Here is a 15,979-nt window from a genome sequence, read left to right as displayed (position 1 = left end):
CAGATGGTGAAATCTAACAAAATTCCTGCGAAGAAGAAAAAAATACATTTGAGTGACCAACTAGTTCTCAATCAATATATGCTTACACTGTTTGAAGCAGAGGACTTTGAATTTTTAACAAAAGACATAAAAGACTCTTCATTAGAAGAATTAGATGTTGACAATATCTCACGTTTCTATAAACATATAACTTCACGTCTCGTAGATAGACAGCACCTAACAAGTGAAATATTGAGAGAATATGATGAAAATATTGTTCGATTTACATTAGAAATAAGTGAAAAAAGGGGTGAAAGAATAAAGTGGAAATACTTCCAATATTTATCACTGTTATTTACAGAAATATACCTAGATAAGTATTTCCATCAGCAAGAAAAACTAATTACAGAATTAAATGAGATTGTCCATAAAATAAACGAGAATCTACCTGAAAAGGAAAGATTATCACTTTATGAAAAGGGTGATTTACAAAAGCTAGCTTTTTGGAATGCAACTGGCTCTGGAAAAACACTGTTAATGCATATTAATATAAAGCAATACTTGAACTATTTTTATAAAAATCACAGACCAGAAGAACTAGAGCATATCATTCTCCTAACTCCAAGTGAAGATTTGTCAAAACAGCACGTTAGAGAATTTGACTTATCTGGTATCCAATCATCCCTATTTAAAAAAAATCAAGATGGGTTATTCAGAGGCAAAGAGATTGCAGTTATTGATATTCATAAACTTAAGGATGAAATGGGCGAAAAGACCATTGCCATTGATACTTTTGAAGGAAACAACCTTGTATTGGTAGATGAAGGGCATCGTGGGTCCAGTGGTGATGACTGGAAAATGAAACGTGAAAAGTTAAGTGAAAATGGATTTGCCTTCGAATACTCAGCTACTTTCGGTCAAGCAGTTTCGAAAAAGAAAGCTCTAATTGATGAATATTCTAAATGTATTTTATTTGACTATTCATACCGTTATTTTCATGCAGATGGTTACGGGAAAGAATATCAAATTTTAAATTTAGAGGATGATAATGACGAAAAAGTACGGCATTTGTATTTAACATCCTGCTTAGTCTCTTTCTATCAACAGCTCAAAATATACTCTGATAATGAAGTAACATTTCGACCCTATCTACTGGAAAAACCATTATGGGTATTCGTAGGTGGTAGTGTTAATGCTGTTCGAAACCAAAAAGGAAGAAAAGTGTCAGATGTTACAGATGTTCTTTTGTTCATTGCACGTTTTGTGAAAGAAGATGTAGAAAGCATTAGGAACATTCAAGCACTACTAAGTGGTAAGCCAGGATTACTAGATAGGAAGGGACAAGAGATTTTTAGAAACTCTTTCACTTACTTATTAATATTAGAGAAGACAGCAGAAGAGATTTATTATGATATTTTAAAAATTTTATTTAATTCGCCAATTGCTAAGACAACATTAAGAGTCGAAAAGCTCAAGGGGCAAGAAAGTGAATTAGCACTCCGGTTAGGAGAAAATGAACCGTTTGGTGTAATCAACGTTGGGGATGCGGCTCAGTTGTGGAAATTGTGCGAAGAGTATCCAGAATTTCTTGTAACTGAACGTGATTTTTCTGAATCCTACTTTCATAAAATTGATAAAAATGATTCTCCCATTAATGTTTTGATTGGTTCTAAGAAGTTTACTGAAGGGTGGAGCAGTTGGCGCGTTAGTACAATGGGGTTAATGAATATTGGAAGAAGCGAAGGTTCCAATATTATTCAGTTATTTGGTAGAGGTGTTCGTTTAAAAGGGCTTGAATTCAGTTTAAAACGCAGTTCTGCATTAAAAGGTCAAGTTCCAGAGGTGAATAATTCCAATTACTTGAAATTCATTGAGACTTTAAATATTTTCGGTATTCGTGCTGATTATATGCAACAGTTTAAAGAATATCTCGAAGAAGAAGGAATAAAGACACAAAAAGATTTTGAAGAAATAACAATACCTGTCTTAAAGAATTACAAAAAACGAAAATTAACATTGAAAGCGTTGCGACTTAAAGAAGGAATTAATTTCAAAAAACAGGGACCTAAACCTGTATTGACAAAACAAAATGAACCGATTCCTTCTCATAAAAAAGTCATTGTAAATTGGTATCCTAAAATTCAATTAAAAAATAGCAAAGAAATAGCAGGAAATATTAAAGAAATTCAGATTGCAACTCTAAACGAAACAACTTTTAAACAGTTTCATGTTGCTTTCATGAATATCGACGAGATTTACTTTGAGATGCAACGATTTAAGAACGAACGGTCTTGGTACAATTTACAATTATCAAAAGAAAGAATTGTAGAATTATTAACAGACCATTCATGGTATATATTACAAATCCCAGAAAAAGAATTAGAATTCACTAGATTCCAACAAATAAATAGATGGCAAGAAATTGCGATTGTACTTCTAAAAAAGTATTGCGAGAAGCATTATTTTCACTCTAAGAAAACATGGGAAGCTCCATATATGGAGTATTATGAACTAAATGAAGAAGATAAAAATTTTCTTAGTGAGTACCAACTTAGTATTGATAAAGAAGAACAGGGAAGTTTACTTGAAGAGCTAAAAAAATTAAAAAATGCGTTGGAGAAAAAACAACTGCTAAATATTGAGTTTGGTCAGTTGAAAGCATTTTCATTTGAACAACATTTATATGAACCACTTATCTCGTTTGAAGGTAACACATCAACTGTGCGTATCAAGCCAGTAGCACTTAATGAAGATGAATACCAATTTATTCAAGATTTTTCGAAATACTATGAGAAAAATACAGAGTTTTTTAATGACAAACAATTATATTTGTTGAGAAATCAATCTCGTGGTAGGGGTATAGGTTTTTTTGAGGCTGGAGGATTTCACCCCGATTTTATTATCTGGATACTACACAATGGTAAGCAATATATTACCTTTGCAGACCCGAAAGGAATAAGAAATCTCTCTATTACAGACCCGAAACTAAATTTCTATAGCACTATTAAAGAGTTAGAGATTAATCTAAACGATGATTCTGTAGTGCTTAATTCTTTCATTATCTCTAATACTTACTATGTCGATTTAATTAATACAGGTTATACATTGCCCAAAGAGGAGATGGAACAAAGGCATATATTATTTCAGTATGATGATGCGGAATCTTATATTGACAGCATGATAAAGAAAATTCTTTTCCCATGTTAATTCTAATAATTACGAAAAGCAGAAGTATATATAATACTCCTGCTCTTTTTTTATTTAGTTATATTAATAGATGAAAAATTTTTTCTCAAAGAAGGAGAAATGAAAAATTTTTAAAAATGTAATATATGAAATTAGTATTTTCATCTGAGTATTTATTAATTAAAGACAAGTAAAACTGTAGCGAAGCGCTCCTCAACATAACTGGTAGGCATGTATGTTGTTGAAATATGACGTTAAGCAATTACCGCTGGGTATCCCGTCTACCCCGGCTACGACTTTCCCTCGTAGTGTACCGTTAGATGGTCTTTTCTATATCCAGATTTTAACCCGTCCCAGTCGCATATGCGAGGTGGAATGATATGTATCTTTAGAAAGATGTTCTGTAAAGCTGGACCTGGAAGAATTGCATATGACTATGCAGCATATCATTATGAATAATTGACCCGACGTACTCCAAGTATATAAGTTTAATAATTCATTCTACCCTTTTACAAGGGGTAGTTTATCCCTCCCACTCCATATAAGTAAATTGTAAATACTCAAATATCTATTCTTTATTGCTTTTTCAAAAATTTCTTGTAAAATAAGAAAAATTTAAGAAAAGGTGATGCGAATTGCAATTGAAACGCGGTGATATACTTTATTGTGAGCTGGATGGAATAAAAAGTGAACTGTATGGGGTGCGACCTGTAGTTGTAGTTTCTAATCAATTAGCTAATAGGTATAGCCCAGTAATTATTGGTTGTCCATTAACAACAAGTATTAGAACTAAGCAAAAAAAACTTCCTACTCATGTTTTACTAAATGAAGATGACGTGGAACAATTATCTGGAATTATTGAAACTTCAGTAATACTCTGCGAGCAAATTAGGGGTATTTCTAAACAGAGAATTATTTCACAACCAATTGCTAGGTTAAATGAGGAAACCTTAAAAATAGTGGAAAAATCAATGTTAATTGCAATAGGCTGTCACCAATACATAATCTAAAGAAGCCCTTTCGGGCTTTTTTTATAATTCCACAGAATATATACACAATGTATACTTTGTATTCATTGTGTATACATATAGATTAGAATCATTTATTAAGAATGTATATTCACAAAGAAAAAGAACAGCTGATAACGTAGCAGTTCTTGTATTTCTAGGATGTTACCACTTCATTAATATACACTACGAGTCTCTTGTCAATTTACTCAGATGTATATCATGTACATTTTGTATATATACGGATATACCATGTATATACTAAGATAGATTCTATCTATTTAGATAATAATATCATAATGACTAGAACTGCTGATAAATGCAGCAGTTCTAGTCATTATCAAAACCAATAAAATTTTCATGAATAAATGTCATTGTTTCAGATGGCATGTAGTTCTGCGAAGAACTTTCAATGACCTTTTTAGTTTCATATTTTTTATCTGACATATTAGTTATTGATTGTAATAATATTGAAAGAAGGTACAGTTGAGTTTCTTTTGATTGTAACCATTTCCTTTTTTCAATTGAGAGTTCTGTAGGTATTTTTAGAAAAATGTAGTCCTCTTCAAATCGATGATTATTTTTAGCTAATCCTTTTAAAAATATCTGGAGTAAGTGAAAAGAAAAATTTCTACCAGTTTTGCTTTTTAAGTTATTCAAGTAGTAAATAATATCGGTGGAAGTATCATTCGGTAATCGGAAAGAAATAACACCTCCTTTCTTAACCGACATTGTTTATATTCTCTTTGTGTAGTGTATTTAACCAAGTTTCTAGTATTGAAAAATAAGACTCTGCCATACTCCAAATACTATCATTTGTCCTAAGAAACCTTATTGGAAAATTCTTATCTTCTTTATTAATTATAGCTTCTAAATAATCTTTTAATACAATGGCGCCTCCACCAACAAAATAAGCTATTCTCAAACTTGGGACTTGATTCCAAATATCTAACATATAATAGTATTGTTTTCGAGCTAGTTTCATAAGTTCTTCTTCTACAATATGCGAAACACAAGTTCGATTACCGTAAACATAAACATGGTTCTTATCGGTAGGGTTGTTATTTATAATAATTTCAACAATGTCTTTTCTAGTTTTAATGGGATAACCAATTTCGCTGCGGACACGATTAATTATTCTATCTAAATATGGAGAAACACCTTCAGAATAACCAGTTGACATTGTATTATTAACCGTTGCTTTTTGAATTACTGCAACATCTGTCGTGAGTCCACCTATATCAATAATCATCATTTCTTGTTGAATTAATTCCTCATTATTTTTTGAAAGATTAATAAATGAAGCTAATCCTTCTAGATTCACAAATACCTTCTCAAAGGTGATTCGAACAGTTTTTCCTTGTAAAAGAGGAGTCTGTAAGAATCTTATTTCATGTGTATTCTTTTGCAGTTTATCCCTGAATTGCTTTCGTTCATCTAATGTAGCCTCTAGGATGGGTAAACCGGTTGACAAATAATATTTGGCTTCAATTATTTCTTCATTACTAGAAAAAATACCAGATTGAACAGCATTTATTGCCAATGAAGTAAGTAGTAATATAAGTGATTGGTCGTTTTCACACTTCTTTGAGTGAATTGCTAGTTCAGAGTAATTATGCTGTTGTTTTGCCAAATTCCCCACTGCATAAACTCCATGTTTTCTTTTAAGTGCCCCTGATGTAATTTCTATATGAATACCATCCAAGACATCTTTTTCATATTCTTTTACATTTCGATTGATTCCTATTTCAGCAACAAGGTTAGGTATAAGTATTTGGTTACTTGGGCTTTCGAAAAGAGATTTAATACTGTCATTACCTATATCTATAGCAGCTTTTCCAATTGTATTTTTCACTTTATTTTCCCCTCTCAAATATTTGAACTAGTGAACAAGGTAAACGTATCGTTTACATCTATATATTTGTAGAAGAATTAATAAAATCCTTATTTTTTAAAGAGAAAATTTATATGATTTTAACGAAGTTTATTTTCATTTAACTTTGAAAAGATTTAGTTAACTAAGAATAAGTTTTATTCTTATGTATTTTTTGCGACTAACCAACTCTATTTCGTTTTAACTATCAGTTTTATTGTTTTTTACAGTTTATGGTGAAGAATGGTTTTAAAGATATATATTATGTTATAACAGCCAATAATTTTAGAATTTTATTTTCTTATTAAAATGAAAATAATAGAAAGGATTATGCTTTAAAGTTTTAAAATAACTTATATATGTCTGGGTAATTCTCGGTTTAATAGATTATAGAGGTGAATGGTAATGGGGTATTTTAGTTTGAAAGACGTTAATAAGAATGGAAATCCAGTTTTATATTATCAAATATACAGTTCAGTTAATTATCAAAGGAATGTAAAAAAATTAAAACCAGGTAAAAGCTCATTAGCTACTTACCAAAACATGAGTAGAAATAATATTACAATTTCATTAGGAACCTATAAAGGGATATTAAAAGAGCAATCACTAAAAAGAATAGCTTTAGAGAGAGCGTTCAAACATTTTGAAAAGGGTAATATAACTGAAAAAGATTTAAAAGGTTTAGAATATGAATTTAAAATAACTGAAGATGATATAGAAAAAATGTTTGAAGATTATGCAATACTTAAATTCAAGATTTTTTTTCGGAATAATGAAGAAATAAAAGAGGGTACACCTGAAGGAATGATTATTAATGAAATTATTGATGAATTAAATGTAAGTATATCTAAAGCGAAAAACGAATATTTAAAAAGAATGTATATTAAATGGGGAAAATCATTTGCTGTTTATAATGAAGGTCTTGCAGCTGCATTATCAAATAAAATTGAAAAGTTAGCTCGTCAAAATAAATAAGCCGTGTGGTTACTTATGAATCGCACGGTTTAATAAAACTTAACATTGCTTTGAAGGCTTTATTTTATATTTTTTTAGTATAGGTAGAATTTTGTTTTCAAATTTTTCTCTTTGCTGAATTCTTTCATCCGATAACTTTTTGAGTAAATCAAGTGATGATTCTTTCTTGTAATACTTTCGATTTATACTAGGGAATTTTATTAAATTGCCCATATTTAACTTTCCTCCTCAAAAAATAACTTATTCTTTATATTCAACATACCATAAATAAAATCTACTTTACCTCTAAAATTAAATAGTGTAGTGGAACCATGTTCGTAATGTACATTACATTAATTGAAAGAATTATAATTATCCATAATTATGACTTAAATGAACTTCCATTCGAAAATAAGGATGTACTTTTTCTAGAAATCGGGGGGGGGGGAACTCCGTACAGTAAACACATGGAATCAGTATATTCCCCATCGTTCCAATGACTGTTAGGGTCACACCAACGTCGATTTGTTGTGCATAATTTAAAAATGCACATTTTTCAATAAGGACTAATAACAGCCAATATGTTTAATACAACCTCAAAGTAAACATTTCCAATGAACTTAGGTCACTCAAAAGAAAAGTGTTGGAAAAAATAACATTTTTTATAGGGACTCAAAATGAGTCATGCTGTTTCATGTTTTAATAAGAGCGGTTATTGCTACCTTTTTTCAATCGCCCTACACAAGTTCGTTCCTAACTATTGTTGTATAATATCCTAAAAGACCAAAGTATAACAAAAAACCAACATATAACGGTAATTCATTCCTCTTTTGTATTTATATAAAATATTTCCCCCAACAATTAGCGTAAAAACTTCTCCAATAATAGAAATAATGGTATTGATAATAGATATTGGTAGCTGAGTACGGAGAATTCAGACCGTCCACCATTAACCCATGTTAATGGTATAATGCCGCTAATAATAAGAACATGATTAAGATTGTCAAAGAGTAAAAACATATCACCATAAATACAGCCGTTTTCATATTTTTTTCTAAGCCATTCTAATAGACAATCACCTCATTTTTTTCCGTTATCATTTTATTTAATCTGGTAATGTTCTATCCTTTTATGTTCTATATAGCATAAAAAGCCAGAGCTTATCGCTTGGCTTTTTTCCTTTTCTCTACTTCCATTTTAGTTTGTTGTATATGGTTTTTGACTTCATTAAAAAAAGTATCTACCTTAAAGTTCATTTTTTTAATATCTTTTAGAATTTCTTCTGGTCGGTTATTATTATTCATAAAGCTTCGAATAGTTCAGCGCCGACAATTTTGTTGAATGCAAATTGTTTTATTGCACCTGCAGTAACTTTAAAATGTATTACTTTTTGATAGGAGTCAATTTTTATAATGGTTCCAGGCATCTCATTAATATATCCTTGTTCATAGAGCTTTATATTGAGCACTTTTTCTTCTTCAAGAGACTGCATGATGCTATAATTGATGGTTTCGAGTTGGTCCTCATCTAGTGTTGGTTTGGGGAATTTGTTTTGTTCTTCTTTTATTTCACGGTAGGTATTCCATAACCCTGGGATACTCTGAAACGGCTGCCATTTGATTTTCCCTCTGTCTCTAATCATTGGAAGTCCCTTCTCTCTTTAATTTTCTGCTGAAACATTGTCAATTGCCAGGTTCTAAGGTCATAAAAACCATTATCGATTAGTTCTTTTTCTTCTGATAATAGTACAATAAGCTCTTTCGGATAGTGACTCGTATTATGTTCCAACTGAATTGAATCATTCGGAGAATAGAGATTAATTGCGAATAAGCATCCGTTATTGTAATCGCAGCCAACAAGTAAGAGGTAAGATAGTTCGATTGGTAAGCGAAGAGTAAACATGATGCGGAATCCATTGGTGTCAGGCATCGGAACGTCTCTTTGATAATACTTTATGAGCTTCTTCAATGACCTGTTTGTTCCGCAGTTTTAATCCTTCTAAATTGAGTGCTTGAATTTCATTTTTGTTGTGTTCCACAAAGGAAGTTAAGTCATTGATGATTTCTAATTGTATTTTTGCCTTTTTTTTATCATTCAAGAAAAGCACCTCCTAAAAATGAATTATCTAAATTAGAACATATGTTCTTGTTTTTATCAATATTAATATTTTATTACAGGGCTGTTCTCTAAAAGAACGACCAGATTTTTGTCTGGTCGTTCTTTGATATTCTATTCAATTAAGCGCAGTTTTGTTGAAGAAGAGAAATACTATGTTAATTAGGTATAGGTAGTTTAACTTAATGTCTTTTATTCAAGAAACCTACCCGTTTGTTGAATAAGAGCAGTGTTTCTTCATCTATAATGTATTCTATTTTAATACAGTGTAATACATGTTTGTATGTTTATAAAAAAAGTGAATTAGTACAACAAACTTTCCGAAAACAGCCTTAATTAATAACAACCAAATATTTTATAAAGCACAATTGTTCATCGTTACTTGGGTTACATCACAAATAATGAACAAACTATTCTTTGAATGAGAAATAAAAGATTATCTTCAATCTATTCTGGTAACATCTTAAAATTTTTGAGAAGTAACAAAGATGGTTTTGGAAATACAGCTGCAACAAAAAAGGATAGTTAAAAAGCTCATGATTATATAATAGCGGGGGCTTCCATTTCACCTCTATATAGTGGCTCTCTATCAAAGATTCGTTTTATTTGCATGGGAGTAAAAGGTTTACTATCTCTACTTGTATATCCCTCGTTATTTAAAATATTAGCTATTTTTCGAAGGGACATACTACCTTTTAATTCAAATGCTCTTCTTATTGTTTTTATTTTATCTTCTTTTATATATAGTTTTTTGGACCCTTTTAATGAGTAATATCCTAGAGGGTCTTGTCCTCCGATAAAACCTCCTAATTTTCTTTTGTACATCTTAGCAGAATATAATCTTTCATTGATTCTGTTTTTTTCGAATTCTGCAAAGACGCCCATCATTTGTCTCATCATTGTCATTACAGGGTCTTGACCACTAAATGGTTCGCTGACTGAAATAACTTCGATATCATGTTTTCTTAGTTCTTTTTCAACCCAAAGTTGTGCATAGAGAGAACGAGCTAAACGGTCCAACTTTGGAACAATTACTATATTAAATTCACCTAAATTTGCAGCAGTCAATAATTCATTTAAAGCGGGTCTTTTGTTTAAGTCGTTATCTAAATCTTCATAACCACCTGATTTTCCACCATCTTCAAATACTTTATATATCTGATGTTCATTTTTAGTACAATAATCTTCACAAATTACAAGTTGTACGGGTAATCCAAATTTATCTTCTCCAACTTGTTCCTTAGTCGATACACGAATATAAATCGCAGCTTTTTTCATGTGATTTCCTCCATTATTTATAACGGTTTAAATAATCGTTATGAATGCTATAACGATTACGGACACAAGCGTTATGTTTTATAGATTCTACATCAATTTTATTTCAGGTGGTAATTTTTTCAAAATATTTCTATAATAGATTTAATCAACTATATTTTATTCCGTACCTAATAAATGGAGGGATAGAAATGATGGGTTCATTCAAACCATTAAAGAAAATTAAGAGTGATGGCAAAATCGTATCCTACGAAAAATTAAAAGTAGGTGATACAAAAGTTGTCGTTGTAGGAGTAAAATTCAAAGGGAAAATTAGTTATTCTAAATAACATCTTTATAGTTAGGAGTAATTATCAATATGAAAGAACTGCATACTATTCCAAAAAAAAGCCCTTTTAAATATGAGGGTTCTCTAGAGGAAGGAATAATCCTATATTTTGGAACTGGAAGAAAAGAAAAAATGAATCAAAAACAATGTCTTCTTCTCCTTGATAATTTTAAAGGGAAACGTGTTGTTGTGGGCAGGTCCTTTAATTCTCCACCTCCACATAGTTTAGGAGAATGGTTATTAACCAATGTTTCCAAAAGAGCAATTGCTTCATATGTGGCGCCGGTACTTATTGAAGAGGGATTTGCAAAATGGGTAGGCTCCAAAGAGATTCAATTTACTATTGATAACAGCCAATAAAATTTTGAGCTTATTTTTGAATGGGGAGCATGGAAATGACATTTGGACAAAGATTAAAAGAACTAAGAGAAAAAGCTGGTTTAAGTGCTGAAGAATTTGCGAAAAAAGTTGAGTTTACTAAAAGTCTAATATGGAGCTATGAAAATGATAAAAAGGAACCAGGTATAGGACATTTAATTAGAATTGCTAATTTTTATAATATATCTATTGACTATTTAGTGTACAGTGATAAAAAAATACCTATAAATTTACAGGAGCTAAATCATAATTACACATTCTATATAGATAGTAAGGAACTTACCCTAGAAGAATTAAAAGAAAGTATAGTGTACATAAAACTAAAACGCATTATGGAAATAGAAAATAAGGTTATTTAGGGGGATTATTTATGGCGTTTCAGACAGCACTTACTATTACTGAAGTAGTAAATGACATACACCGAAAAAAATATTTGCTTCCTTCAATCCAGAGAGAGTTTGTTTGGGATACAGAGCAGATTGAGCGATTATTTGATTCTCTTTTAACGGGCTATCCTGTAGGCGCGTTTTTATTTTGGCATGTAAATAAAGAGAATATAAGTAAATTCAAATTTTATGAGTTCTTAAGGAATTATCACGAACGGGATAATATACATAATACCGAAGCTAATGTTAGTGGTGAAGAAGATATAAATGCTATTCTTGATGGTCAACAAAGATTAACATCTTTATACATAGGTTTAAAAGGAACCTATGCATATCGATTACCAAGAAGATGGGTAGAGAATGACTCTGCATATCCTACTAGACACCTATATTTAAATCTCTTAACACCATCTGATGAAATTGACATGACATATGATTTTAGATTTCTAACTAATAAAGAAGCACTTAAAAGAGATGATAATTCCTATTGGTTTAAAGTTGGAGACATTTTGAACTTTAGTGAACAATATGAAATAAATGATTACATATATAGAAACGAACTTAATTTAGTACAACAAGAAAAAGCGAGATATGCAAACAAAACTTTATTTGAACTCTATAAGGCAATTCATGTAACTCCATGTATAAATTACTATCTTGAAAGGTCACAATCACTTGATAAGGTATTAAATATTTTTATTAGAGTAAATAGCGGAGGTACACAACTTAGCTATTCTGATTTATTATTATCTATTGCTACAGCTCAATGGAAACAAAAAGATGCTAGGAAGACAATAACTTCTTTTGTTGATGAAATAAATGAAATAGGGGACTACTTTGATTTTGATAAAGATTTAGTGCTTAAAACTTGCTTAGTTTTATGTGATTTTAATGATATAGCTTTTAAAGTCGATAACTTTGACTCTGTTACTATGAACATTATAGAAGATAAATGGGATGAAATAGCTCAAGCTATTCGACTATCTGTTCAGTTAGTTGCTAGTTATGGATTTAACTATAAATCTCTGACTGCAAATTATGTAATTATCCCAATTGCATATTATCTATATAAAAATGGTAATCCTCATAATTTTGTAGAATCATACAAATATATTCAGGATAGAAAAAACATACAAAAGTTTACTATCGCAGCTATTTTAAAAAGAATATTTGGTGGACAACCAGACAATGTATTGAAGCCCATTAGGGAAATAATTAAAAACAATTTAACTAATTTTCCATACGTGTTATTAAAAGAGAATCTAAAAGTAACTAATAAAACGCTAAAGTTTACTGAGGAAGAAGTAGAAAATTTATTATGGACTAAGTATGGAAATAGATATGCTTTTTCTGTTTTATCGTTGCTATATCCTAATCTTGATTATAAGAATAATTTTCATCAAGACCATATCTTTCCTAAAAGCTTGTTAAAATCACGAGCCAAGCTAAAAAGGGAAGGAATAAGTCAAAAAACTATAGATTATGCTGTAGAGAATTATGATTATGTGGGGAATTTACAGTTAATTGAGGGCATTCCAAACCTAGAAAAATCTAATAAAAAGTTCGATGAATGGTTAAATATTATCTGTATAAGTGACCAAGAAAAAGCTACGTATAGAGAGAAACACTTCATACCAGATATTAATTTAAGTCTGGATAATTTTGAAGACTTTATGGTGGAAAGGGAAAAAACTATAAGAGAAAAGCTGTTAAAGATATTAATTAATTAATTAACAAGGAGTAGCCACGCTACTCCTTTTAGGAATTTCAATTATTTACTTAGAGTATTAGTTATAACTGTGTAAGGATATGGTATGAGAAACAAAATAACGAAGGACGGTAATTAAGGGAAATGCATTCCAAACAAGAAATAATTAACATTAAAAATATATTCATATCAATTTTAATTATAGTAATATTAGCTGTTTTTTTAAGTTGGCTGTATGAATATGTAAAATTTTTACCAATTAATCAAAAAGATGATAGTTCTTTTGTTAACACAATTTTTCAGATTCATTCAAGTATATCGATTGCAAGTACAGCATTATTAACATTGATTATTAATTTAAAGAAGGAAAAAATATATGGATTAAAAACGTTAGATACCATGAGTATTAAAAATAGTTTTTATATAAATTTTTATGATGAAATCGTTGTTACTTTATTGTTGCTTACTGTTCAATATTTTTTTGTAGCTTTTGTTTATGTTCCTGGGGTTGCCTTTATATTCTTTATTAACTTTGGAGTAATTATCCATTTATTATATAAAAGTATTGAAGTATCTTTATTTGAAGAAAGAGTAAAACAAAAAATATATAATCAAGTTTTAGATTTAGCTCTAAGTTCTATAAAGGAAGAGAATGCAAGAATAAAGGAAAGGGAGGTTAGTAATGGAGAAAATAATTGATTCACTTTATATTCATACTAAAGATTCTTTAGTAAATCATGATTTAAAGGCAATAGACGAGAACAACAAGTTGTTAAAAGAGATATTGAGAATTTATATGAAAAACACAGATAATGCACATCAATCTAAATTAATAGATAGCTTTATTTCTTATTATGATGAATTAATAAAAATTTCTTTTGATTTGGACCGAGAGCAATTAGGATACGACTTATTATTGGATTTCTATGAGATTTTAAATGAGTATAAAAAAATTAATTATTATCTGGACGATGGTATTGAAGCCTACATAAACAGTTTAAAAAGTATAGATTCAAAAAAGATGATAGAGGGTCCTATTGAACTGCTTTATAAATTGTTTATTAATGCGGGAATCGGACTTGGAAAAAGTGATAATAATATACCCCTGATAATTAGAATGATATATAAATCTTTTAAAGAGAATAATAATTTAAATGAAAATGAAAAAAATAAAAATATAGATAGATTCTTTAACTCTATTTTAACTTTTTCATATTATACAGAGTTAACATCTGACTTTCATAAGGATTTAATAGAGAAATCCATAGTTCAACTAATTTTATATATTATAAATAAAAGAGATTTAATTATTTTAAAATCAATCCTACTACACCTACATAAACAACAGCACATGTATAAAGATAGAATTATGTTAGAGAAACTCTTTCTTACAATTACTGTTTACATTTATTATTTAATATTTAAAGAAGAACTTATCTCTGTTGAGGACAAAAATTCACTAAAAGAATTTCTAAATGAAATCAACTATGTATTTAGAGATAACCTATACAATTATGAAGAAAACATTTGGGAATATTATGAAGAAGTTAGTGTGGAGTTAAGGTCATGGGAAATAATGCCTGATGATGAAGCTAAATGGATAATAATGAGTTCGGTGGTTAATGAGTTTTATATTTTAGTAAGTATTATTTCTGTAAATTTTAATTTATTTAATGTAAGTAAAGATATTCTCGACAAATCAAAAATTTTTGGAATAGTAAATAACTACTTAAATAATAATGAAATTTCTCCACATCTAGATAAAATTTACGAAGATATTGTATTTTTATTTGGAGTCGATAGAAACAAAGAAGCAGATTTGTTATCTCTAAAGGAGCAATTATTAAAAATATATAAAGATATTGAAGTAAATGAATTAAGGTATTTAAATCAACAAAGTATAGATTGTTTGGATAGCATAAAAATAAAATTCGAAGAAAAAATGAATATTTTCCCCTTTCAACATGAATTGGAAGAAGAGCAAATATATGACATATATATTGAGCATAGTTTTAAAGAGATGATATATTTTTTGCTTCAAGAAAAAAATATTGATGAACATATATCAGTGAAAATTTGGGGTTATGTAGAAAACAAAATATTAAGTGAGCTTAACAAATATGGAATTAACACTATTTATATTCCAACCAACAGTAATAATAAAATCAACATTCTATTAGATGAGATTAATGATTTAGAGATTAACACAAATACAAATATTAATACATTTGTTTCAGGTATTACAAGTGATGATAGACTCTTATATAGTGAACCAGCTCAAAAAATGGAACAATTAAAATTAATAGAAAATCAAAAAAAATTGCATTTAGTTAGAAAAAAGTATTGGTTAGGCTTTGATTCTACGAAGTTAAAAATAAGTGTGGATAAATTTGAAATGATATTAGAGGACTTCGAAAAAACTAATTTGGAAGAGTATTTAGTTAACAAAAAGGAGGCTGATGAGAATTATTTGATAAATGTCACCAATGATATATATTTGCCTTTTTCTAATGAAGAAGCATTAGAATTTAATAATTTAAGATATAAATTTATCAAATTTAAAATTAAATTATCTATTTATAGTGAGGAGAATAGTGGATTTTTAATAATTTTACAAAATAAATAATACAGTTGGTATGCCTTATTTCTCCTATTGTAAATAGTTTAGAAGTTAACTAAAGATTCTTATGTAACGCTGGGACTGGTTTAAGAGGGATTTTTAAAGTTTATAATGAAATGCAATTTTTTTCAGTTAGATAAATTGTATAAACAACCATTTTAAAAAGAATA

At 29.3% G+C, this 15,979-nt stretch carries 16 protein-coding genes; 9 read left to right on the top strand and 7 right to left on the bottom strand.

The window, feature by feature from the left end; all coding sequences use genetic code 11:
- The first annotated feature begins 3 nt into the window (after positions 1 to 3).
- Together J2X07_RS18340 and J2X07_RS18335 are read left to right on the top strand one after the other, a co-directional pair.
- Positions 4 to 3,186, top strand: a complete 3,183-nt coding sequence (locus J2X07_RS18340; protein WP_310262192.1) for a DEAD/DEAH box helicase family protein — start codon at positions 4 to 6, stop codon at positions 3,184 to 3,186.
- A 614-nt stretch (positions 3,187 to 3,800) separates the two neighbouring features.
- Entirely contained in the window at positions 3,801 to 4,175 is a 375-nt protein-coding gene (locus J2X07_RS18335) for a type II toxin-antitoxin system PemK/MazF family toxin (RefSeq protein ID WP_310262188.1), read from the top strand.
- Between the two features lie 327 nt (positions 4,176 to 4,502).
- On the opposite strand, the gene J2X07_RS18330 is transcribed toward J2X07_RS18335, so the two are convergent.
- Positions 4,503 to 4,904, bottom strand: coding sequence for a hypothetical protein (locus J2X07_RS18330; protein ID WP_310262186.1), 402 nt, complete (start codon positions 4,902 to 4,904; stop codon positions 4,503 to 4,505).
- Positions 4,894 to 6,027, bottom strand: a complete 1,134-nt coding sequence (locus J2X07_RS18325; RefSeq protein ID WP_310262183.1) for a ParM/StbA family protein — start codon at positions 6,025 to 6,027, stop codon at positions 4,894 to 4,896. The genes J2X07_RS18330 and J2X07_RS18325 overlap by 11 nt, the downstream gene beginning before the upstream one ends.
- Before the next feature lie 438 nt (positions 6,028 to 6,465).
- Here J2X07_RS18325 and J2X07_RS18320 point away from each other — a divergent pair, with 438 nt between their 5' ends.
- Positions 6,466 to 7,020: a hypothetical protein gene (locus tag J2X07_RS18320; RefSeq protein WP_310262180.1), complete on the top strand. Its 555-nt coding sequence runs from the start codon at positions 6,466 to 6,468 to the stop codon at positions 7,018 to 7,020.
- Positions 7,021 to 7,059: 39 nt separating this feature from the next.
- Here the strand turns inward: J2X07_RS18320 and J2X07_RS18315 are convergent, their stop codons facing one another.
- From J2X07_RS18315 to J2X07_RS18295, 5 genes are all read right to left on the bottom strand, one after another.
- Positions 7,060 to 7,233 carry a hypothetical protein gene (locus tag J2X07_RS18315; RefSeq protein WP_310262178.1) on the bottom strand — a complete coding sequence of 58 codons (174 nt, stop codon included), beginning with the start codon at positions 7,231 to 7,233 and terminating at the stop codon, positions 7,060 to 7,062.
- A 1,066-nt stretch (positions 7,234 to 8,299) separates the two neighbouring features.
- Positions 8,300 to 8,641 (bottom strand): YolD-like family protein, encoded by a 342-nt coding sequence (locus J2X07_RS18310; RefSeq protein WP_310262177.1) that lies wholly within the window; start codon positions 8,639 to 8,641, stop codon positions 8,300 to 8,302.
- Positions 8,638 to 8,928, bottom strand: coding sequence for a hypothetical protein (locus J2X07_RS18305; protein WP_310262174.1), 291 nt, complete (start codon positions 8,926 to 8,928; stop codon positions 8,638 to 8,640). Before J2X07_RS18305 ends, J2X07_RS18310 begins: the two co-directional genes overlap by 4 nt.
- Positions 8,921 to 9,097 (bottom strand): hypothetical protein, encoded by a 177-nt coding sequence (locus tag J2X07_RS18300; RefSeq protein ID WP_310262171.1) that lies wholly within the window; start codon positions 9,095 to 9,097, stop codon positions 8,921 to 8,923. The genes J2X07_RS18305 and J2X07_RS18300 overlap by 8 nt, the downstream gene beginning before the upstream one ends.
- A 557-nt stretch (positions 9,098 to 9,654) precedes the next feature.
- On the bottom strand, positions 9,655 to 10,392 hold the full coding sequence (locus tag J2X07_RS18295; protein WP_310262170.1) for a recombinase family protein: 738 nt from the start codon (positions 10,390 to 10,392) through the stop codon (positions 9,655 to 9,657).
- Between the two features lie 188 nt (positions 10,393 to 10,580).
- Here J2X07_RS18295 and J2X07_RS18290 point away from each other — a divergent pair, with 188 nt between their 5' ends.
- The 6 genes from J2X07_RS18290 to J2X07_RS18265 all read left to right on the top strand — a co-directional run bounded on the left by J2X07_RS18290 (position 10,581) and on the right by J2X07_RS18265 (position 15,815).
- The gene (locus tag J2X07_RS18290; protein WP_310262168.1) at positions 10,581 to 10,718 is read left to right on the top strand and encodes a hypothetical protein; all 138 of its coding nucleotides are present in this window, start codon (positions 10,581 to 10,583) and stop codon (positions 10,716 to 10,718) included.
- A 29-nt stretch (positions 10,719 to 10,747) separates the two neighbouring features.
- The gene (locus tag J2X07_RS18285; protein ID WP_310262163.1) at positions 10,748 to 11,077 is read left to right on the top strand and encodes a hypothetical protein; all 330 of its coding nucleotides are present in this window, start codon (positions 10,748 to 10,750) and stop codon (positions 11,075 to 11,077) included.
- Positions 11,078 to 11,112: 35 nt separating this feature from the next.
- Entirely contained in the window at positions 11,113 to 11,454 is a 342-nt protein-coding gene (locus J2X07_RS18280) for a helix-turn-helix domain-containing protein (protein WP_310262159.1), read from the top strand.
- A gap of 11 nt (positions 11,455 to 11,465) precedes the next feature.
- Entirely contained in the window at positions 11,466 to 13,211 is a 1,746-nt protein-coding gene (locus tag J2X07_RS18275; RefSeq protein ID WP_310262156.1) for a DUF262 domain-containing protein, read from the top strand.
- A 122-nt stretch (positions 13,212 to 13,333) separates the two neighbouring features.
- Positions 13,334 to 13,888 (top strand): hypothetical protein, encoded by a 555-nt coding sequence (locus tag J2X07_RS18270; protein ID WP_310262153.1) that lies wholly within the window; start codon positions 13,334 to 13,336, stop codon positions 13,886 to 13,888.
- Positions 13,872 to 15,815: a hypothetical protein gene (locus tag J2X07_RS18265; protein WP_310262149.1), complete on the top strand. Its 1,944-nt coding sequence runs from the start codon at positions 13,872 to 13,874 to the stop codon at positions 15,813 to 15,815. Before J2X07_RS18270 ends, J2X07_RS18265 begins: the two co-directional genes overlap by 17 nt.
- Positions 15,816 to 15,979: the final 164 nt, after the last annotated feature.

Source organism: Fictibacillus barbaricus (assembly GCF_031457135.1).
Lineage (GTDB): Bacteria > Bacillota > Bacilli > Bacillales > Fictibacillaceae > Fictibacillus > Fictibacillus barbaricus_A.
The sequence above is the reverse complement of the archived record's forward strand: the minus strand, read 5'-3'. Positions and strand labels throughout refer to the sequence as shown.